The organism is Streptomyces sp. NBC_00554, from assembly GCF_041431135.1.
GTDB lineage: Bacteria > Actinomycetota > Actinomycetes > Streptomycetales > Streptomycetaceae > Streptomyces.
In genome coordinates this window covers 2,831,579-2,850,983 of the sequence record NZ_CP107799.1, presented here as the reverse complement: position 1 = coordinate 2,850,983, position 19,405 = coordinate 2,831,579, and the positions used below count along the sequence as shown (strand labels likewise).

General features: G+C 69.7%; 16 protein-coding genes. 13 read left to right on the top strand and 3 right to left on the bottom strand.

Annotated features, from left to right (window positions below; translation table 11 throughout):
* Positions 1 to 61 precede the first annotated feature (61 nt).
* Positions 62 to 1,033: an LLM class flavin-dependent oxidoreductase gene (locus OG266_RS12310; RefSeq protein WP_266474630.1), complete on the bottom strand. Its 972-nt coding sequence runs from the start codon at positions 1,031 to 1,033 to the stop codon at positions 62 to 64.
* A gap of 191 nt (positions 1,034 to 1,224) precedes the next feature.
* On the opposite strand from OG266_RS12310, the gene ftsY reads away from it, so the two are divergent.
* A complete protein-coding gene (gene ftsY, locus OG266_RS12305; protein ID WP_266474629.1) occupies positions 1,225 to 2,421 on the top strand; it encodes a signal recognition particle-docking protein FtsY in 1,197 nt (398 codons plus the stop codon).
* 101 nt (positions 2,422 to 2,522) lie between these two features.
* Here ftsY and OG266_RS12300 read toward each other — a convergent pair whose 3' ends face one another.
* Positions 2,523 to 3,185 (bottom strand): bifunctional DNA primase/polymerase, encoded by a 663-nt coding sequence (locus tag OG266_RS12300; RefSeq protein WP_371545488.1) that lies wholly within the window; start codon positions 3,183 to 3,185, stop codon positions 2,523 to 2,525.
* Positions 3,186 to 3,632: 447 nt separating this feature from the next.
* On the opposite strand from OG266_RS12300, the gene OG266_RS12295 reads away from it, so the two are divergent.
* The 6 genes from OG266_RS12295 to ftsH all read left to right on the top strand — a co-directional run bounded on the left by OG266_RS12295 (position 3,633) and on the right by ftsH (position 13,482).
* Complete coding sequence (locus tag OG266_RS12295) at positions 3,633 to 5,105, top strand: hypothetical protein (RefSeq protein ID WP_371545486.1); 1,473 nt, start codon at positions 3,633 to 3,635, stop codon at positions 5,103 to 5,105.
* A gap of 339 nt (positions 5,106 to 5,444) precedes the next feature.
* On the top strand, positions 5,445 to 6,782 hold the full coding sequence (locus OG266_RS12290; RefSeq protein ID WP_266474626.1) for an ammonium transporter: 1,338 nt from the start codon (positions 5,445 to 5,447) through the stop codon (positions 6,780 to 6,782).
* A complete protein-coding gene (locus tag OG266_RS12285) occupies positions 6,779 to 7,117 on the top strand; it encodes a P-II family nitrogen regulator (RefSeq protein ID WP_164411711.1) in 339 nt (112 codons plus the stop codon). The genes OG266_RS12290 and OG266_RS12285 overlap by 4 nt, the downstream gene beginning before the upstream one ends.
* Before the next feature lie 27 nt (positions 7,118 to 7,144).
* Positions 7,145 to 9,613, top strand: a complete 2,469-nt coding sequence (locus tag OG266_RS12280) for a [protein-PII] uridylyltransferase (protein ID WP_371545482.1) — start codon at positions 7,145 to 7,147, stop codon at positions 9,611 to 9,613.
* 232 nt (positions 9,614 to 9,845) lie between these two features.
* A complete protein-coding gene (gene ffh, locus OG266_RS12275) occupies positions 9,846 to 11,396 on the top strand; it encodes a signal recognition particle protein (RefSeq protein ID WP_266474624.1) in 1,551 nt (516 codons plus the stop codon).
* Positions 11,397 to 11,550: 154 nt separating this feature from the next.
* The gene (ftsH, locus tag OG266_RS12270) at positions 11,551 to 13,482 is read left to right on the top strand and encodes an ATP-dependent zinc metalloprotease FtsH (RefSeq protein WP_371545481.1); all 1,932 of its coding nucleotides are present in this window, start codon (positions 11,551 to 11,553) and stop codon (positions 13,480 to 13,482) included.
* A gap of 142 nt (positions 13,483 to 13,624) precedes the next feature.
* Here the strand turns inward: ftsH and OG266_RS12265 are convergent, their stop codons facing one another.
* The gene (locus OG266_RS12265) at positions 13,625 to 14,482 is read right to left on the bottom strand and encodes an SAM-dependent methyltransferase (protein ID WP_266474619.1); all 858 of its coding nucleotides are present in this window, start codon (positions 14,480 to 14,482) and stop codon (positions 13,625 to 13,627) included.
* Between the two features lie 202 nt (positions 14,483 to 14,684).
* Between OG266_RS12265 and proS the strand changes: the two genes are divergently transcribed.
* From proS to trmD, 6 genes are all read left to right on the top strand, one after another.
* Complete coding sequence (proS, locus tag OG266_RS12260) at positions 14,685 to 16,100, top strand: proline--tRNA ligase (protein ID WP_371545477.1); 1,416 nt, start codon at positions 14,685 to 14,687, stop codon at positions 16,098 to 16,100.
* A gap of 250 nt (positions 16,101 to 16,350) precedes the next feature.
* A complete protein-coding gene (locus tag OG266_RS12255) occupies positions 16,351 to 16,947 on the top strand; it encodes a hypothetical protein (protein WP_371545474.1) in 597 nt (198 codons plus the stop codon).
* A gap of 314 nt (positions 16,948 to 17,261) precedes the next feature.
* On the top strand, positions 17,262 to 17,681 hold the full coding sequence (gene rpsP / locus OG266_RS12250) for a 30S ribosomal protein S16 (RefSeq protein WP_266474615.1): 420 nt from the start codon (positions 17,262 to 17,264) through the stop codon (positions 17,679 to 17,681).
* A gap of 2 nt (positions 17,682 to 17,683) precedes the next feature.
* Positions 17,684 to 17,923: an RNA-binding protein gene (locus OG266_RS12245; protein ID WP_005479813.1), complete on the top strand. Its 240-nt coding sequence runs from the start codon at positions 17,684 to 17,686 to the stop codon at positions 17,921 to 17,923.
* An 84-nt stretch (positions 17,924 to 18,007) separates the two neighbouring features.
* Positions 18,008 to 18,553 (top strand): ribosome maturation factor RimM, encoded by a 546-nt coding sequence (gene rimM, locus OG266_RS12240; RefSeq protein ID WP_266474613.1) that lies wholly within the window; start codon positions 18,008 to 18,010, stop codon positions 18,551 to 18,553.
* Positions 18,550 to 19,371 carry a tRNA (guanosine(37)-N1)-methyltransferase TrmD gene (gene trmD, locus OG266_RS12235; RefSeq protein WP_371545470.1) on the top strand — a complete coding sequence of 274 codons (822 nt, stop codon included), beginning with the start codon at positions 18,550 to 18,552 and terminating at the stop codon, positions 19,369 to 19,371. The genes rimM and trmD overlap by 4 nt, the downstream gene beginning before the upstream one ends.
* Positions 19,372 to 19,405: the final 34 nt, after the last annotated feature.

The following is a 19,405-nucleotide window of genomic DNA, read 5'->3' as shown; positions in this document are numbered from 1 at the left end:
CGTACTGCCCCGGCTCGGCCTTCGAGGCCTTGAGCCGGGGCAGTACGTCTTCTTGGCGCTCTCAGTCCTTGAGGCGGGGCAGGACGCTTTCGCAGAACAGGTGCAGGCTGCGCCAGCCCTCGTCGACGGGCATCCCGCCGGACAGCGGGTGCAGGACGTAGTTGTCGAGGCCGTGTGCCACGCACGCGTCGGGCGTGAGGATCCGGTAGACGCCCTCGGCGCGCAGCTCGTCGACCGTCGTGGCCGCCGACTTCACCGCCGAGCGGATGTCGCCGGACTGCCAGGAGGCGTACGTCCGTGCCTCGTGCAGGAAGTGCTTGCCGTACTCGGCCCAGGCCCGGTCGGGGTCCTCGGCGATGTGCAGGAGCGGGGTCTCGGCCGACGGCATCATGGTCCAGCCCTCGGTGCCGTACTCGATGAGCCGCTCCTTGTAGTACGCCTCCAGCTCGGGCAGGTGGGCGCTGGGGAAGAAGGGAAGGCCCAGGCGGGCCGCCCGCCGCGCCGCCGCCTTCGACGAGCCGCCGACCAGCAGCAGGGGGTGCGGATCCGAGAACGGCCGCGGAGTGACCCGTACGGTCCGGCCCCGGTACTCGAACTCCTCGCCGGTCCACGCCTTCAGCACCGTCTCAAGCAGCTCGTCCTGGAGCTTGCCGCGCCGCTTCCAGTCGACGTCGAAGAGGGCGTACTCCTCGGGCCGGTAGCCGATTCCCGCGACGGTGATGAGACGTCCGCCACTGAGCAGATCGAGTACGGCGATGTCCTCCGCGAGCCGGAGCGGGTCGTGCAGCGGGCCGATGACCGCCGACACGGTGACCGCGATGTGCCGGGTCGCGCCGAAGACCGCGCCCGCGAAGGCGAACGGCGAGGGCAACCAGTTGTTGGCGACGCCGTGGTGCTCCTCGGTCTGCACGGTGGTGATGCCGCGGTCGTCGGCGTACGCGGCCATCTCGACGGCCGCCTTGTAGCGGGCACTCAGCGACGCGGGGGTGGCGTCGGGGTCAACGAGGTTGAAGCGTACGACCGTTACGGGCATGGTGAGCCCCCCTTCGTGTGTGGAGGGGGACGGTAGCTGACGGTTCGTCAGACGGCCATAGCGGCGGGCTCGGGTTCGCGGGGTTCCGCGTTCCGTGCGAGGGGCTCGTCTCTTTGGAGGAAGCTACAGAATGCCTCCCTCGGCAGGGATTCTCCCTGCCGAGGGAGGGATGGCTGATACTGGGTCTCGTTATGGAAATCGTCATCCTTGCTGTAGTCATCGCCGTCGTCGTGATCGGCGCGCTCGGCGGGCTGGTCGTCGGCAGTCGCAAGCGGAAGCTGCCTCCGCCGCCCCCCGTCGCCCCCGACATCACCGCCCCTCCGGCCGAGCCGCACGTCGGCGACGAGGCCGAGACGCCGCGGGAAGAACCGCGCCGCACGATAGAAGAGGTGGACCTCCCGGAGGCCGCCTCGGCTCCCGTCGCGGTCGAGGAACCCCCGGCCCTTCCCGAGATCGAGGTCCCGGAGCCCTCCGCGGGGCGTCTGGTGCGTCTGCGCGCCCGGCTCTCCCGCTCACAGAACGCGCTCGGCAAGGGGCTGCTCACGCTCCTCTCGCGCGAGCACCTCGACGAGGACACCTGGGAGGAGATCGAGGACACGCTGCTCACCGCCGACGTCGGCGTGCAGCCCACCCAGGAGCTGGTCGACCGGCTGCGTGAGCGTGTGAAGGTGCTCGGCACCCGTACGCCGGACGAGCTGCGCGCTCTGCTGCGCGAGGAGCTGCTCCAGCTGCTCGTTCCCGAGTTCGACCGCACGGTCAAGACCGACTCGAACCTCGACACCCCGGGCATCGTGATGGTCGTCGGGGTCAACGGAACCGGCAAGACGACCACCACGGGCAAGCTCGCCCGCGTGCTCGTGGCCGACGGCAAGCACGTCCTCCTGGGCGCCGCCGACACCTTCCGTGCCGCCGCCGCCGACCAGCTGCAGACCTGGGGCGAGCGGGTGGGCGCCCGTACCGTGCGCGGTCCCGAGGGCGGTGACCCGGCCTCGATCGCCTTCGACGCGGTCAAGGAAGGCATCGAGGAGGGCGCGGACGTCGTCCTCATCGACACCGCGGGCCGGCTGCACACCAAGACCGGGCTCATGGACGAGCTCGGCAAGGTCAAGCGCGTCGTCGAGAAGCACGCGCCACTGGACGAGATCCTGCTCGTCCTCGACGCCACCACCGGACAGAACGGTCTCGTCCAGGCCCGTGTCTTCGCCGAGGTCGTCGACATCACCGGCATCGTGCTGACCAAGCTCGACGGGACGGCCAAGGGCGGCATCGTGATCGCGGTGCAGCGTGAGCTGGGCGTGCCGGTCAAGCTGGTCGGTCTGGGAGAGGGGGCGGACGATCTGGCGCCGTTCGAGCCGGAGGCGTTCGTTGACGCCCTTATCGGGGAGTAGGGCAGGTACTGATTTCAGTACCTGCTACGAAGAAGCGCCCGCCCCCAAGGTGCAGTTGGGAGCGGGCGCTTCGTCATGTGAGCCCAAGGTTCGGGAACGGCCTACACGCGCGACCGGTGTGCCACATACGCCAGCGTCCCCAGCAGTAGCCGGGCCTGTGGCGGTTTCGTCGCCGAGTCCAGTGCGGGGGAGCGCAGCCAGCGGACCGGGCCGAGGCCCGAGCGGTCGGAGGGCGGGGCGGTGATGTGCGTACCCGGGCCCAGGCCGTGCAGGTCGAGGGAGGCGTCGTCCCAGCCCATCCGGTAGAGCAGCTCGGGGAGTTCGGGTGCGGAGCCGGGGGCGACGAAGAAGTGGGCGCGGCCGTCCGGGGTCGCCGCCACGGGTCCGAGGGGGAGCCCCATGCGTTCGAGCCGGACGAGCGCCCGGCGCCCGGCGGGCTCGGCGACCTCGATCACGTCGAAGGCGCGGCCGACCGGCAGCATCATGGCGGCCCCCGGGAACTCGGCCCAGGCCTCGGTCACTTCGTCGAGTGTGGCGCCGGCCGGGATCGACGGCGCGAAGTCCAGTGGATGCGCACCCGGCGCGGGGCAGTCGGCCCTTCCGCACGAGCACGCTCCCGCGGCGGCCCGGGCGCCGGGGACCACGTCCCAGCCCCACAGCCCGGTGAACTCCGCCACCGCGGTGCACTCCGTCGAGCGGCCGCGGCGCCGTGAGCCGGGCCGGAGTTCGCGCGTCCCCCGACTACTGCCGATCGTGAAGCCCATGCCCCCTCCAACGGGTCCGACGTACCGGTGGTTACGTGACGGAATGGGAACGTGACCCTGTGTTCCCGACTTCCCCTGTGCCGCCCGGTTCAGACGGCGCCCAGTAGTGCCCCAGGTAGTGCGCTCTGCATCGTGCGCCCCGGCGCACACCGCTCCGCCCACTCCCGGCCATCCTGTGTCAAGTGAATCGCGCGTGGGCGACGCGGAGTTCATTCGAAGGGGTGGCGAATGGTGGCGTTTCCGGGATCGCCATGGCTGGAGGGGTGATCGTAGGATTACTTTGAGTACACGAGTCCTGGGGACGTGTGCACTCGTGGGTATGCCAAGGGCAAGTCGGCTTCCCGTTCGAAGGGTGAGAACTACCGGACGTGCGGCCGTATTTACCGGCATTCTGATAGGGCTTGGCGCACGCAGCGTACAAGTGGTCTCAGGGATGGGGGCGTTCCAGTGGGCGGCAACGGCGGAGGCGGGACGAACGCTGACAAGCGCCCCAACGAGCTGCTCGGCTCGTGGTTCGTGCGCAGCGGCTGGTCCAAGGGTGAGCTCGCACGTCAAGTGAACCGCAGGGCCCGCCAGTTGGGGGCCAACCACATCTCCACGGACACCTCGCGGGTGCGCCGCTGGCTGGACGGGGAGAACCCGCGCGAGCCGATCCCGCGGATCCTGTCCGAGCTGTTCTCCGAGCGCTTCGGCTGTGTCGTCGCCGTCGAGGACCTCGGCCTGCGCGCCGCCCACCAGTCACCGTCCGTGTCCGGCGTCGACCTGCCCTGGACGGGCCCGGGGACCGTGGCGCTGATCAGCGAGTATTCACGCAGCGACCTGATGCTGGCGCGCCGCGGCTTCCTCGGCAGCTCGCTCGCCCTCGCCGCGGGCCCGGCCCTCATCGAGCCCATGCAGCGCTGGCTCGTGCCCTCGCCGATGGCTCCGCCGGAGGAGCCCGAGCCCTCCACCTCGGTGCGCCGCGGCCGGCTCTCCAAGCCGGAGCTGGACCTCCTGGAGTCCACCACCGTGATGTTCCGGCAGTGGGACGCCCAGTGCGGTGGCGGCCTGCGCCGCAAAGCGGTCGTCGGACAGCTGCACGAGGTGACGGACCTGCTCCAGGAACCCCAGCCCGCCGCGACGAACAGGCGCCTGTTCAAGGTCGCCGCCGAACTGGCCGAGCTGGCGGGCTGGATGAGCTACGACGTGGGGCTCCAGCCCACCGCGCAGAAGTACTTCGTCCTCGCCCTGCACGCCGCCAAGGAAGCGGGCGACAAGCCCCTCGGCTCGTACGTCCTGTCCAGCATGAGCCGCCAGATGATCCACCTGGGCCGGCCCGAGGACGCCCTGGAACTCATCCACCTCGCGCAGTACGGAAGCCGTGACTGCGCGAGCCCCCGCACCCAGTCCATGCTGTATGCGATGGAGGCCCGCGCGTACGCCAACATGGGCCAGCCCGGAAAGTGCAAGCGCGCCGTCCGGATGGCCGAGGACACCTTCTCCGACGTCCACGAATGGGACGACCCGGACCCCGACTGGATCCGCTTCTTCTCCAAGGCCGAGCTGTACGGCGAGAACTCCCACTCCTACCGCGACCTCGCCTATGTCGCGGGCCGCAGCCCCACCTACGCCTCCATGGCGGAGCCCCTGATGCAGCAGGCCGTCGACCTCTTCGCCAAGGACCCCGAACACCAGCGTTCGTACGCACTGAACCTCATCGGCATGGCCACCGTGCACCTCCTCCAGCGGGAGCCCGAGAAGAGTGCGGTCCGAGCCAAGGAAGCAATGTCGTACGCGAAGAAAGTGCGCTCGGAGCGCGTGAACACTCGTATCCGAAAGACGGTCGACACTGCGGCCCGCGACTTCGGGGACCTTGCCGAGGTCGTCGACCTCACCGACCAGCTCGCCGTCGACCTGCCCGAGACCGCCGAGGCGGTCTGACCCGGGCCGCGTGAGCGGCCTACGCCCCAGTACCCCGGCCGCGGCCGGCCGTCCCGAACTGCCCGACTCGGCTCCCCCATGCCAGGTCATCGGACGGCCGACCGCGGCCGGCCTTTCTCCCTTCGGAGAAGGTTGCGCCACGATAACGATCGCTCGGCCCGGTCTCAGGCAGTTCATCGACGCGTAACACACAAGGCGCCTTCGTCACTGCGGCGAAACATCGAGGGGTGCCGACCGAAACCGCGCTGCGCCAATCTCATGGCGCATAACCGGCCCACCCCTCACGCCCACTTCAGGCTTCGCCCGCACGGGGCCGTACCAATCGACGAGGAGACGCCGATGGCACCAGCCATCACCCTTGCCGCAGATGCACCCACGCTGTCTGCTGCCAACACAGGGTTCATGCTCATCTGTTCCGCCCTGGTGCTGATCATGACGCCCGGCCTGGCCTTCTTCTACGGAGGCATGGTCCGCGTCAAGAGCACCTTGAACATGCTGATGATGAGCTTCATCAGCATGGGCATAGTCACCATCCTGTGGGTGGTGTACGGCTTCTCCCTCGCCTTCGGCACCGACAAGGGCTCGCTCATCGGCTGGACCTCCGACTACGTCGGATTCGGCGGCGTCGGCATCACGGACCTGTGGGACGGCTACACCATCCCGATCACGGTGTTCGCCGCCTTCCAGCTGATGTTCGCCATCATCACGCCCGCCCTGATCAGCGGCGCGCTCGCGGACCGCGTGAAGTTCACCGCCTGGTCCCTCTTCATCGCCCTGTGGGTCACGGTCGTGTACTTCCCGGTCGCGCACTGGGTGTGGGGCACCGGCGGCTGGGCGTTCGACCTCGGTGTGATCGACTTCGCCGGTGGTACGGCGGTCCACATCAACGCCGGTGCCGCGGCGCTCGGCGTGATTCTCGTCATCGGTAAGCGCGTGGGCTTCAAGAAGGACCCGATGCGCCCGCACAGCCTCCCGCTGGTCATGCTCGGCGCCGGTCTCCTCTGGTTCGGCTGGTTCGGATTCAACGCAGGTTCGTGGCTCGGCAACGACGACGGTGTCGGCGCGCTGATGTTCCTCAACACGCAGATCGCCACCGCCGCTGCGATGCTCGCCTGGCTCGCCTACGAGAAGATCCGCCACGGCGCGTTCACCACCCTCGGCGCCGCCTCCGGCGCGGTCGCCGGTCTGGTCGCGATCACCCCGTCCGGCGGTGCGGTCTCCCCGCTCGGCGCGATCGCCGTCGGCGTCATCGCCGGTGTGCTGTGCGCCATGGCCGTCGGCCTGAAGTACAAGTTCGGCTACGACGACTCGCTCGACGTCGTCGGTGTCCACCTCGTCGGCGGTGTCGTCGGCTCCCTGCTCATCGGCTTCTTCGCCTCCGGCAAGGGCCAGTCCGACGTCGAGGGCCTCTTCTACGGCGGCGGCCTCGACCAGTTCTGGAAGCAGTGCGCCGGTGTCTTCGCAGTCCTCGGCTACTCCCTCGTCGCCTCCGCGATCCTCGCCTTCCTGATCGACAAGACGATCGGGATGCGGGTCAGCGAGGACGAGGAGGTCGCGGGCATCGACCAGGCCGAGCACGCCGAGACCGCATACGACTTCAGCGGCACCGGCGGTGGCGCCGGCTTCACTTCCTCGCCGACCCCCGCTGAGGGCACAGCCAAGAAGGTGGACGCATGAAGCTCATCACCGCCGTCGTGAAGCCTCACCGGCTCGACGAGATCAAGGAGGCCCTGCAGGCCTTCGGGGTACACGGACTGACGGTCACCGAGGCCAGCGGCTACGGTCGGCAGCGTGGACACACCGAGGTCTACCGTGGTGCCGAGTACACGGTCGACCTGGTGCCCAAGATCCGCATCGAGGTACTGGCCGAGGACGACGACGCCGAAGGCCTGATCGACGTCATCGTCAAGGCGGCCCGCACCGGCAAGATCGGTGACGGCAAGGTCTGGTCGATCCCGGTCGAGACCGCCGTCCGGGTCCGGACCGGCGAGCGCGGCCCGGACGCGCTCTAAAAGAAGAAGAAAGACAGGAGTCGCTGGGTGACGAGTACGGACATGCGTACGGAAGCAGAGGACTCGGGACCCAGCGGCTATGCGGCGGCCCGGCTGCGCCTTCTCCAAGGAGAGGCGCAGTCCGGGCCGCCGCGCCGTACCGCCCTCGCCGAACTCACCGACGACTGGCTCACCGGCCTCTTCGACGCCGGCTCCGAGGCGCTGCGCGGCGTCTCCCTCGTCGCCGTCGGCGGCTACGGACGCGGCGAACTCTCCCCGCGCAGCGACCTCGACCTGCTCCTCCTGCACGACGGCAGCGACTCCGGCGCCGTCGCCGCGCTGGCCGACCGCATCTGGTACCCCGTCTGGGACCTCGGCCTTGCCCTCGACCACTCCGTCCGTACGCCGGCCGAGGCCCGCAAGACCTCGAGCGAGGACCTCAAGGTCCAGCTCGGTCTGCTGGACGCCCGGCACATCGCCGGCGACCTCGGCCTCACCGCCGGACTGCGTACGGCCGTCCTCGCCGACTGGCGCAACCAGGCGCCGAAACGCCTCCCCGAACTCCAGGAACTGTGCGCCGAACGGGCCGAGCGCCAGGGCGAGCTCCAGTACCTCCTCGAACCGGACCTCAAGGAGGCGCGCGGCGGGTTGCGCGACGCCACCGCCCTGCGCGCCGTAGCCGCCTCCTGGCTCGCGGACGCGCCCCGCGAGGGCCTCACCGACGCGCGAAGGCGCCTCCTGGACGTCCGCGACGCACTCCACCTCACCACCGGACGCGCCACCGACCGCCTCGCACTCCAGGAACAGGACCAGGTCGCCGCGGAACTCGGCCTCCTCGACGCCGACACACTGCTGCGCCAGGTGTACGAGGCGGCCCGCGTCGTCTCGTATGCGAGCGACGTGACATGGCGCGAGGTGGGGCGCGTGCTGCGGTCGCGCGCCGTACGCCCGCGCCTGCGCGCCATGCTCGGCGGCGGCGCCAAGCCCGCCGCGGAGCGCTCACCGCTCGCCGAGGGCGTCGTCGAGCAGGACGGCGAGGTGGTGCTCGCCCGCGCCGCGCGCCCCGAGCGCGACCCCGTACTCCCGTTGCGCGCGGCGGCCGCGGCGGCACAGTCGGGACTTCCGCTCTCCCTGCACGCCGTACGGCGCATGGCAGCCGCGGCGCGCCCCCTGCCCACGCCCTGGCCCGCCGAGGCGCGCGAACAGCTCGTCACGCTCCTCGGCTCCGGCCGCCCGACCATCGAGGTCTGGGAAGCGCTCGAAGCGGAGGGCCTGATCACCAGACTGCTGCCCGACTGGGAGCGCGTACGCTGCCGGCCGCAGCGCAACGCCGTACACATCTGGACCGTCGACCGCCACCTCATCGAGACGGCCGTCCGCGCCTCCGAACTGGCCCGCCGCGTGGGCCGCCCCGACCTGCTCCTCGTCGCCTCCCTGCTGCACGACATCGGCAAGGGCTGGCCCGGCGACCACTCCGTCGCGGGCGAGATCATCGCGCGGGACGTCGCCGCCCGGATCGGCTTCGACCGCACGGACGTGGCGGTGCTCGCCACCCTCGTACGCCACCATCTGCTGCTCATCGACACCGCGACCCGGCGCGACCTGGAGGACCCGGCCACCGTCCGCTCCGTCGCCGAGGCGGTCGGCTCGCAGGGCACCCTCGAACTGCTGCACGCGCTCACCGAGGCGGACGCGCTGGCCACCGGGCCCGCCGCCTGGTCCTCGTGGCGCGGCTCCCTCGTCACCGACCTGGTCAAACGGGTCTCGGCCGTGCTCGCCGGGGACGCCCCCGAGGAGCCCGACGCCGTGGCGCCCACGGCCGAACAGGAACGGCTCGCGATCGAGTCCTTCCGGACGGGTGGCCCCGTCCTTTCGCTGCGCGCGCAGACCGAGCCCGTCGACTCCGAGACCGCCTCCGCCTCCGCCTCCGTGCCGGAGGATCCGGAGCCGCTGGGCGTGGAGCTCCTCATCGCCGTACCCGACCAGCCCGGCGTCCTCCCCGCCGTCGCGGGCGTCCTCGCCATGCACCGGCTGACCGTCCGCACGGCCGGGCTGCGCGCCCTGGACCTGCCCGACGGCGTCGAGGGCTCGGTCCTGCTGCTCGACTGGCGGGTCGCCGCCGAGTACGGCTCCCTGCCACAGGCCGCCCGCCTCCGTGCCGACCTCGTACGCGCCCTGGACGGCTCCCTCGACATCGCCGGCCGTCTCGCCGAGCGGGACGCCGCCTACCCCCGGCGCCGGGGCACGATCGCGCCGCCGGCCCGTGTGACGGTCGCCCCGGCGGCATCACGTCACGCCACGGTCATCGAGGTCCGCGCCCATGACGCCCCCGGCCTGCTGCACCGCATCGGACGTGCCTTCGAGGAGGCGAACGTACGGGTGCGGAGCATGCATGTGTCCACGCTGGGTTCCAATGCGGTGGACGCGTTCTACGTGACGGGGGCGAAGGGCTCACCGCTGCCGGGGGAGGAGGCGGCTTCGGTGGCGCGGGGGCTGGAGGAGATGTTGCGGGGGTGAGGGCGTGACCTGCTGGTCGGCTCGTGCGTTTTCCTGGCGTGCTCCTCGCTGACGCGGGGATGACCCGGAGGATCTCGTGACGATCCGGGGTGGCGATACGTGCTCCCCGCGCACGCGGGGATTTGAGGCCTCTGCTCGGGTCTTTCGCCGGGCAGGGGCCCGTTTGCATCTCACGGGCGGATACCCTGGAGGGCAACCCAGACTGCCCCCGACTCCGAGGACCGACGCCGCTGTGTTCGATACTCTCTCCGACCGCCTGTCAGCCACCTTCAAGTCCCTGCGGGGCAAGGGGCGTCTGAGCGAGGCGGACATCGACGCCACGGCCCGCGAGATCCGCATCGCGCTCCTTGAGGCGGACGTGGCTCTGCCGGTTGTGCGGACCTTCATCAAGAACGTGAAGGAGAGGGCGCTCGGGAGCGAAGTCTCCAAGGCGCTGAACCCCGCCCAGCAGATCCTCAAGATCGTCAACAGCGAGCTGGTGACCATCCTGGGTGGCGAGACCCGTCGTCTCCGGTTCGCCAAGAACCCGCCCACCGTGATCATGCTCGCCGGTCTGCAGGGTGCCGGTAAGACCACGCTCGCCGGAAAGCTCGGCAAGTGGCTGAAGGACCAGGGCCACTCCCCGCTCCTCGTCGCCGCCGACCTCCAGCGCCCGAACGCCGTGACCCAGCTCAGCGTCGTCGCCGAGCGCGCGGGCGTCGCCGTCTACGCGCCCGAGCCGGGCAACGGCGTCGGTGACCCGGTCAAGGTCGCCAAGGACTCCATCGAGTTCGCCAAGAACAAGGTCCACGACATCGTGATCGTGGACACCGCCGGCCGCCTGGGTATCGACCAGGAGCTGATGCAGCAGGCCGCGGACATCAGGGATGCGGTCAGCCCGGACGAGATCCTCTTCGTCGTCGACGCGATGATCGGCCAGGATGCGGTCAACACCGCGGAGTCCTTCCGCGACGGTGTCGGCTTCGACGGTGTGGTGCTCTCGAAGCTGGACGGCGACGCCCGAGGCGGCGCGGCCCTCTCCATCGCCTCGGTCACCGGCAAGCCGATCATGTTCGCGTCGAACGGCGAGAAGCTCGACGACTTCGACGCGTTCCACCCGGACCGGATGGCCTCCCGCATCCTCGACATGGGTGACCTGCTCACCCTGATCGAGCAGGCGGAGAAGACGTTCAGCCAAGAAGAGGCCCAGGAGATGGCCTCCAAGCTGGCGTCCAAGAAGGGCCAGGACTTCACGCTCGACGACTTCCTGGCCCAGATGGAACAGGTCCGGAAGATGGGCAGCATCAGCAAGCTGCTCGGCATGCTCCCGGGCATGGGCCAGATCAAGGACCAGATCGCCAACCTCGACGAGCGTGACGTCGACCGCACGGCCGCGATCATCAAGTCGATGACCCCGGGCGAGCGCCAGGAACCGACGATCATCAACGGCTCGCGCCGTGCCCGTATCGCGAAGGGCTCCGGCGTCGATGTCAGCGCGGTCAAGGGCCTGGTCGAGCGCTTCTTCGAGGCCCGCAAGATGATGTCCCGCATGGCCCAGGGCGGCGGAATGCCGGGGATGCCCGGGATGCCGGGCATGGGTGGCGGCCCCGGCCGCACCAAGAAGAAGCAGAAGCAGGCCAAGGGCAAGCAGCGCTCCGGCAACCCGATGAAGCGCAAGCAGGAGGAGGCCGAGGCCCAGGCGCGCCGCGAGGCGGGCCCCCAGCCGGGCGGCGCCTTCGGACTGCCCCAGCAGGGCGCCAAGGACTTCGAGCTGCCGGACGAGTTCAAGAAGTTCATGGGCTGACGATTCGTCGCGTGCGGGACTGTCTGTTCGTACGGTGCTTCGCGTACGGGGTTCTGATCTCGTACGACGTTGAGGGCGCCCCTCGTGTTCGGGGGGCGCCCTCAGTGCGTTCCCTGCGGGTGCTGGCGCCGTTTTCCTGTCGTAACGTCCGGATATGAGCAACCCTGTGCCGCCGCGCAAGGCCCCTGACCAGCCGTGGCGTACCGAGGGCACTCCGCCCGAGCCGACGCCGCCTTCCGGCAAGAGGAAGATGCCGGGCGGCTGGGGTGGTCTGATCCTCACCGCCCTGGTGGTGTACCTGATTGCCAACCTGGTGCTGTCCTTCTTCAACGAGGGCGACGAGCCGACGATCTCCTACACGGAGTTCAGCAAGCAGGTCGACGACGGCAACGTCACCAAGATCTACTCCAAGGGCGACGCGATCCAGGGCCAGCTCAAGAACGCCCAGGACAACCCGGAGGGCGACGGGAAGTACACCAAGTTCAAGACCCAGCGGCCGTCCTTCGCGGACGACCAGCTCTGGGAGAACCTGGACAAGCACAACGTCACGGTGACCGCCGAGCCGGTCGTCCAGCAGCGCAGCTTCCTCTTCAACCTGTTGATCTCGCTGGCACCGATGCTGCTGCTCGTCGTCCTGTGGATCTTCATCGCGCGGCGGATGAGCGCGGGCATGGGTGGTGCGGGCGGCATGCTGGGCCGCAAGGCGCCGCCGAAACCGGTCGAGCTGCAGCCGGGCGCCACGCGCACGACGTTCGCGGACGTGGCCGGGATCGACGAGGTCGAGGGCGAACTCAACGACGTCGTGGACTTCCTCAAGAACCCCGACGAGTACCGGAAGATGGGCGCCAAGATGCCCCGGGGCGTGCTGCTGGCCGGCCCTCCCGGTACTGGCAAGACGCTGCTCGCGCGGGCGGTCGCGGGGGAGGCGGGCGTGCCGTTCTTCTCGGCCTCGGCGTCGGAGTTCATCGAGATGATCGTCGGCGTGGGCGCGTCCCGGGTCCGCGAACTGTTCGCCGAGGCCCGCAAAGTGGCCCCTTCCATCATCTTCATCGACGAGATCGACACGATCGGGCGGGCGCGGGCCGGCGGTTCCGGAATGGGCGGCCATGACGAGCGCGAGCAGACCCTGAACCAGATCCTCACCGAGATGGACGGCTTCTCCGGCTCCGAGGGCGTGATCGTCATCGCCGCGACGAACCGCGCGGACATCCTGGACCCGGCGCTCACCCGCCCGGGCCGCTTCGACCGCGTCGTCACTGTCTCGCCGCCCGACCGTGGCGGCCGCGCGGCGATCCTGGAGATCCACACCCGCGGGATTCCGCTGGCCCCGGACGTGGATCTGACCCAGGTGGCCCGTACGACCCCGGGTATGACCGGTGCCGATCTGGCCAACCTCGCCAACGAGGCGGCTCTCCTCGCGGTCAAGCGCAAGCAGGACCAGGTCACACAGACGGACCTCTCCGAAGCGCTAGAAAAGGTGCAACTGGGCGCCGAACGCCCCCTGGTGATGCCCGATGAGGAACGCCGCCGCACCGCCTACCACGAGAGCGGCCACGCCCTCCTCGGCATGCTCCAGCCCGGCGCCGACCCCGTCCGCAAGATCACCATCGTCCCGCGCGGGCGCGCGCTCGGCGTCACACTGTCCACTCCGGACGCGGACCGGTACGCGTACACGGAGGAGTACCTGCGCGGTCGCATCATCGGTGCTCTGGGAGGCATGGCCGCCGAACACGTCGTCTACGGAGTCGTCACGACGGGTTCGGAGAACGACCTGGAACAGGTCACGAACCTCGCGCGCGGCATGGTCGCCCGCTGGGGCATGAGCGACCGCGTCGGCCGCCTCTCCGCCCTCCCGAACGACGCCCAGCAGGCTTACGGCCTCTCGGCCGCCCCGGCGACCCTCGACGCGATCGACCACGAGATGCGCCGCATCGTCGACGAGTGCTACGAGGAGGCATGCCAGAAACTCCGCGACCACCGAGGCCAGTTGAACGCCCTCGCGGAAGCGCTCCTGGCGAGCGAGACACTGGAGGAGGCGGACGCGTACCGGATCGCGGGGGTCACGCGCTTGAGGAAGGAGGGGTAGAGCATGTTGTCCCCGGCCGGGGGAGATCTTTCAGCCCGTCCGGCGTTTGAGGACGAGCGCGCAGCGCGACAGGGGGGTCTGGGGGCGCAGCCCCCAGGAACGGGACGGGAAGGGGCGGAGGGGGCGAAACCCGCCTGAGACCTCACCCCGTACGAGCGATCAGATACCGGAAGACATTCGCCATCCACACGGTCCCGTCCCGCCGCTGATGAGGATGGAGCGCCTCCCGGAGCTCCTTGTCGACCTGGACCTCGTCCGTGGCCCCGACCGCCGCGTCGAACAGCCCCGTCGACAACAACCCCCGCACCGCACTGTCCACATCGGCATACCCGAACGGACAGGCGACCCGCCCGGACCCGTCGGGCTTGAGCCCGGCCCGCTGGGCGACCTCCTCGAGGTCGTCACGACGGGCGGCCCGCCAACTGCCCACCCTCCGCAGGGGGTCGGCCAACTTGGCGGCGACCCGCAGCACGGACGACGTGGCGCAGCGTTCCGGCGGCCCCCACCCGGCGAGCACCACGGGAGCCCCTCGCTCGGCGAGCGGTGTCGCCGACTCCAGCAGTTCCACGAGCCCTTCGGAGTCCCCGGCCACACACCCGATGGGTTCGAACGCGGTGACCAGGTTGAACGCGGGCGCTCCCGCGTCGGCCACGTCTTCGGGGGTGCCGTCGACGAGACGGGTGTCGGCACGCGCGCGCGTGCCCCACGTCTGCGGCAGCAACCGCTCCCGTGCGAGAGTCACTCGTTCGGGCGACCTGGAGTCGACACCGGTGACGGCGGCGCCCCGGGAGGCCGCCATCAGGAGGGCGAGCCCGGAACCGCAGCCGAGGCCGAGCAGCCGCGTTCCGGTGCCCACTTCGAGTCGCTCGTAGAGGGCCTCGTGGAGCGGCACCAGCATCCGCTCCTGGATCTCGGCCCAGTCACGCGCGCGTGCACACGGGTCCACCCGGGGCGCCGGCCCCGCGTGAGGTAGGTGCTGCCGCACGAGCGTAGGTGTCATCGAAAGCGCCCCAATCCGCCGTGAGTTGCCGCTGTTCCCCGTTTCCCCTGGCCCCCGTAGCAGTGCGCCCCGCACTCCCCCCGTATGCCAGGAAACTCCGCGCTCGACGTGCCGTCCAGGGGTTTCGGCGCCCGGTTTGTGCTCCGGTTGTGCGCTCGGTAAGAATTCACATCCCGGCAACGTGTGCCCGTACCATCGCGCCATGGCTAAGGCACCTGTTCTCACGCCCCAGGCGGACGATTTCCCGCGCTGGTACCAGGACCTCATCAACAAGGCCGAGCTGGCCGACAACGGTCCGGTGCGCGGCACCATGGTCATCCGGCCGTACGGGTACGGGCTGTGGGAGCGGATGCAGCAGGAGATGGACGCCCGCATCAAGGAAGCGGGTGCCCAGAACGCGTACTTCCCGCTCTTCATCCCGCAGTCGTACCTGACGAGGGAGGCCGAGCACGTCGAGGGTTTCGCCCCGGAGCTGGCGGTCGTCACGCACGGCGGCGGCAAGGAGCTCGAGGAGCCGATCGTCGTCCGTCCCACGTCGGAGACGATCATCAACGACTACTTCTCCAAGTGGGTGCAGAGCTACCGCGATCTGCCGCTGCTGATCAACCAGTGGGCGAACGTGGTCCGTTGGGAGATGCGTCCGCGTGTGTTCCTCCGTACGACCGAGTTCCTGTGGCAGGAAGGGCACACGGCTCACGCCACGTACGAGGAAGCCCGGGAGTACGCGGCGTACATCCACGAGAAGGTGTACGCCGACTTCATGGTCGACGTCCTCGGGATCGACGTCGTACTCGGCCGCAAGACGGCGAGTGAGCGGTTCGCGGGAGCCATCAACACCCTGACGCTCGAAGCCATGATGGGTGACGGCAAGGCCCTTCAGATGGGCACCAGTCACGAGCTCGGGCAGAACTTCGCGAAGGCTTTCCATACCCAGTACCTGTCCAAGGAGGGCAAGCAGGAGCTCGTCTGGCAGACCTCCTGGGGGTCCTCGACCCGCATGGTGGGTGGCCTGATCATGTCGCACGGTGATGACAGTGGGTTGCGGGTGCCGCCGCGCCTTGCGGCTGTTCAGGCCGTTGTACTGGCCATCAAGGGCGACGATGCGGTTCTGGCCAAGGTCCGCGAGATCGGCGAGCAGTTGAAGGCGGCGGGTGTGCGGGTGCACGTGGACGACCGTACGGACACGCCTTTCGGGCGCCGCGCCGTCGACTGGGAACTCAAGGGTGTACCCGTACGTATCGAGGTCGGACCCCGTGACCTGGAGAACGGCACCGCGATGCTGGTCCGCCGTATCCGCGGCGGCAAGGAGCCGGTGGCGATCGAGGGCCTCGTCGCCCTGTTGCCCACCGTCCTCGAAGAGGACCAGGCGCTGCTTCTCGAGCAGTCGCGGGCGCGGCGTGAGTCCCGGACGGCGGAGGTGTCGACGATCGAGGAGGCCGTCGAGGCCGCCGTGGCCGGCGGCTGGGCGCGCATCCCGTGGGCCGACCTCGGCGAAGAGGGCGAGGCCAGACTGGCCGAGCACTCGGTGACCGTACGGTGTCTGATCGCCGAGGACGGGTCGGTGCCCGAGGCCGACGATTCACCCGGTAACGTCGCTGTCGTGGCGCGCGCGTACTAGGTTTGCCCCAAGGGCGGCTGAAACGCCTCTTGCGCATCTGATGACCACAGGTGCCCCGGCACGCGGACCTCGTCTAGCGGCGGGGCGTACGGGTCTCTACGTACCGGCTAGGTATGAACTGTGAGGCTTCTCCGCAGATCAGCGCACCCGCCCTCGTCCGGACGCATCAGCGGCAACTGACGGGTACGTGCAAATTATTTGGGATGCCCCGGAATAGGAACACAGAGGCACCCCGGCTCGTTGTCATTACGTGAGCACGACACCACCTGTTCTCGCCGCAGAGCTGGCAGGGGCGTGGGCCGATATTCAGCGGCACCACCCCGAACTGCCGGATCTTGCCGCGCCAGAGTCCCTGATCGGAGAGTCGTCGTCCGCCTGCGGACACGAGCTCTCTTTCGAGCGACTGCTTCATGAGGCAGTCCACGGCATCGCCGCCGCCCGCGGAGTCCGCGACACCTCGCGCGCCGGCCGGTACCACAACCGCAGATTCCTCGCGATCGCCGAGGAGTTGGGCCTGGACCACCCCGAGGAGCCGCATCCCAGTAGCGGCTTCTCACTGGTCACGCTCAACCTCGAGGCGAAGCGGCGTTACCGACCGACCATGGAGCGGTTGCAGCGCGCCCTCAAGGCACACACCGTCGCGACCGCCGCGGACACGACTCGCAGCTTCCGGGGGCCGGCCGCCAGGCACGGCTCCTCCGGAGGAGGCGTGCGCGTGAAGGCGGTGTGCGACTGCGGCCGCAACGTACGGGTCGTCCCGTCCGTGCTGGCGCAGGCGCCGATCGTGTGCGGGGGGTGCGGCAAACCCTTCCGGATTCCTGAGGTGGTCGGCGCGGCAGCGGGCTGAGGCGGTATCCCTTAGGCGTCGGGTCGTGCGGTTGGCCCGGTCGGCTTCGGCGGTGAGCGGCGGCACCTCGTGGGTGCCGGAACACACGGTCGACGTCCGGCCAGTCCCGGCGCCGGGAGCCGTCGTGCCCAGGTAAGGGCGCGACCGGGGTCCGGTCCGCCGTCAGGGTGTGGCAGAATGGCTAGCTGTACTCGACAGTCGCATAGGACCCCTCTCTCCTCCGGCTGACGCGTCCATCGGGCACTCGGGTACCGCAACCCCACGCGGCCATCTCGCCGTGCCCAACCACGTCAAGACCAGGAGACACCACTTCCGTGGCAGTCAAGATCAAGCTGAAGCGTCTGGGCAAGATCCGTTCGCCTCACTACCGCATCGTCGTCGCCGACTCCCGTACCCGCCGTGATGGCCGGGCCATCGAGGAGATCGGCCTGTACCACCCAGTGCAGAACCCCTCGCGCATCGAGGTCGACACCGAGCGTGCGCAGTACTGGCTGGGTGTCGGCGCGCAGCCGACCGAGCCGGTTCTCGCCATCCTCAAGCTGACCGGCGACTGGCAGAAGTTCAAGGGTCTGCCCGCCCCGGCTCCGCTGCTCGTGGCCGAGCCGAAGGCCGCGCGCCCGCTGTTCGAAGCCCTCGGTGGCGACGACACGGGCAAGGGTGAGGCCATCACCCAGAAGAAGAAGGCTGAGAAGAAGGACGAGGCCGCCGCCGAGTCCGCGTCGACCGAGGCCTGAGCATGCTCGAGGAGGCTCTCGAGCACCTCGTGAAGGGCATTGTCGACAACCCCGACGATGTGCAGGTCGCCTCGCGCGACCTGCGCCGCGGGCGCGTTCTCGAGGTCCGGGTTCACCCCGACGACCTCGGTAAGGTGATCGGCCGCAATGGCCGCACCGCACGCGCTCTGCGCACCGTCGTGGGTGCTATCGGCGGTCGCGGTGTCCGCGTCGACCTCGTCGACGTGGACCACGTCCGCTGACGTACACGCAGCACCGGCTCGGGCCGGGGAGGGCCTATCGGGCCGTCCCCGGCCCGTAGTCGTACCGACAGGAGATCAAGCACAGTGCAGCTGGTAGTCGCTCGCGTCGGCCGCGCCCATGGCATCAAGGGCGAGGTCACCGTCGAGGTACGTACGGACGAGCCGGAACTCAGGCTCGGGCCCGGCGCCGTCCTGCTCACCGACCCGGCCTCCGCCGGACCGCTGACGATCGAGACGGGCCACGTCCACAGTGGCAGGCTCCTGCTGCGCTTCGAGGGCGTCCGCGACCGGACCGCCGCCGAGGCGCTGCGCAACACCCTGCTCATCGCCGAGGTCGACCCGGACGACAAGCCCGAGGACCCGGAGGAGTACTACGACCACCAGCTGATGGACCTGGACGTCGTCACGGTCGACGGCGCCGAGGTCGGGCGGATCACCGAGATCGCCCACCTGCCGTCGCAGGACCTCTTCGTGGTCGAGCGGCCGGACGGGACGGAGGTGCTGATCCCGTTCGTCGAGGAGATCGTCACCGAGATCGACCTGGAGGAGCAGCGGGCGGTCATCGACCCGCCGCCGGGGCTCATCGACGACCAGGCCGAGATCGCGTCGTCGAGGGACGAGAGCGAATGAGGCTCGACATCGTCACGATCTTCCCCGAGTACCTGGAACCGCTGAACGTCTCGCTGGTCGGCAAGGCACGCGCGCGTGGACAACTGAATGTGCACGTGCATGATTTGCGGGACTGGGCGTACGACCGCCACAACACGGTCGACGACACCCCGTACGGCGGCGGCCCCGGCATGGTCATGAAGACCGATCCGTGGGGTGACGCCCTCGACTCGGTGCTCACGGACGGCTACGAGACGGGCTCGCACGGGCCCGTCCTCGTCGTCCCCACCCCCAGCGGACGGCCCTTCACCCAGGAACTCGCCGTCGAGCTCTCGGAGCGCCCCTGGCTGGTCTTCACGCCCGCCCGCTACGAGGGCATCGACCGCCGCGTGATCGACGAGTACGCGACCCGGATGCCCGTCTACGAGGTGTCCATCGGCGACTACGTACTGGCCGGCGGTGAGGCGGCCGTGCTCGTCATCACGGAGGCCGTGGCGCGGCTGCTGCCGGGTGTCCTCGGCAACGCGGAGTCGCACCGGGACGACTCCTTCGCCCCCGGGGCCATGGCCAACCTCCTGGAGGGGCCGATTTACACCAAGCCCCCTCAGTGGCGTGGCCGTGACATCCCCGAGGTGCTGGTCAGCGGCCACCACGGGAAGATCGCCCGCTGGCGCCGGGACGAGGCGCTGCGGCGTACGACGATGAACCGGCCCGACCTCATCGAGCGCTGCGACCCCTCGGCCTTCGACAAGAAGGACCGCGAAATGCTCTCGATCCTGGGCTGGGCGCCGGGGCCCGACGGCCGATTTGGGCGCAGCCCGGAAGCCGTGGAACAATAGGGGGCTGTTGTGCGTCGTCCGGCGTGCGCCCCTG

Coding starts and splice junctions, on each gene's coding strand:
- OG266_RS12310 (WP_266474630.1), bottom strand. CDS start 1,033: ATGCCCGTAACGGTCGTACGCTTCAACCTCGTTGACCCCGACGCCACC.
- ftsY (WP_266474629.1), top strand. CDS start 1,225: ATGGAAATCGTCATCCTTGCTGTAGTCATCGCCGTCGTCGTGATCGGC.
- OG266_RS12300 (WP_371545488.1), bottom strand. CDS start 3,185: ATGGGCTTCACGATCGGCAGTAGTCGGGGGACGCGCGAACTCCGGCCC.
- OG266_RS12290 (WP_266474626.1), top strand. CDS start 5,445: ATGGCACCAGCCATCACCCTTGCCGCAGATGCACCCACGCTGTCTGCT.
- OG266_RS12285 (WP_164411711.1), top strand. CDS start 6,779: ATGAAGCTCATCACCGCCGTCGTGAAGCCTCACCGGCTCGACGAGATC.
- ftsH (WP_371545481.1), top strand. CDS start 11,551: ATGAGCAACCCTGTGCCGCCGCGCAAGGCCCCTGACCAGCCGTGGCGT.
- OG266_RS12265 (WP_266474619.1), bottom strand. CDS start 14,482: ATGACACCTACGCTCGTGCGGCAGCACCTACCTCACGCGGGGCCGGCG.
- proS (WP_371545477.1), top strand. CDS start 14,685: ATGGCTAAGGCACCTGTTCTCACGCCCCAGGCGGACGATTTCCCGCGC.
- OG266_RS12245 (WP_005479813.1), top strand. CDS start 17,684: ATGCTCGAGGAGGCTCTCGAGCACCTCGTGAAGGGCATTGTCGACAAC.
- trmD (WP_371545470.1), top strand. CDS start 18,550: ATGAGGCTCGACATCGTCACGATCTTCCCCGAGTACCTGGAACCGCTG.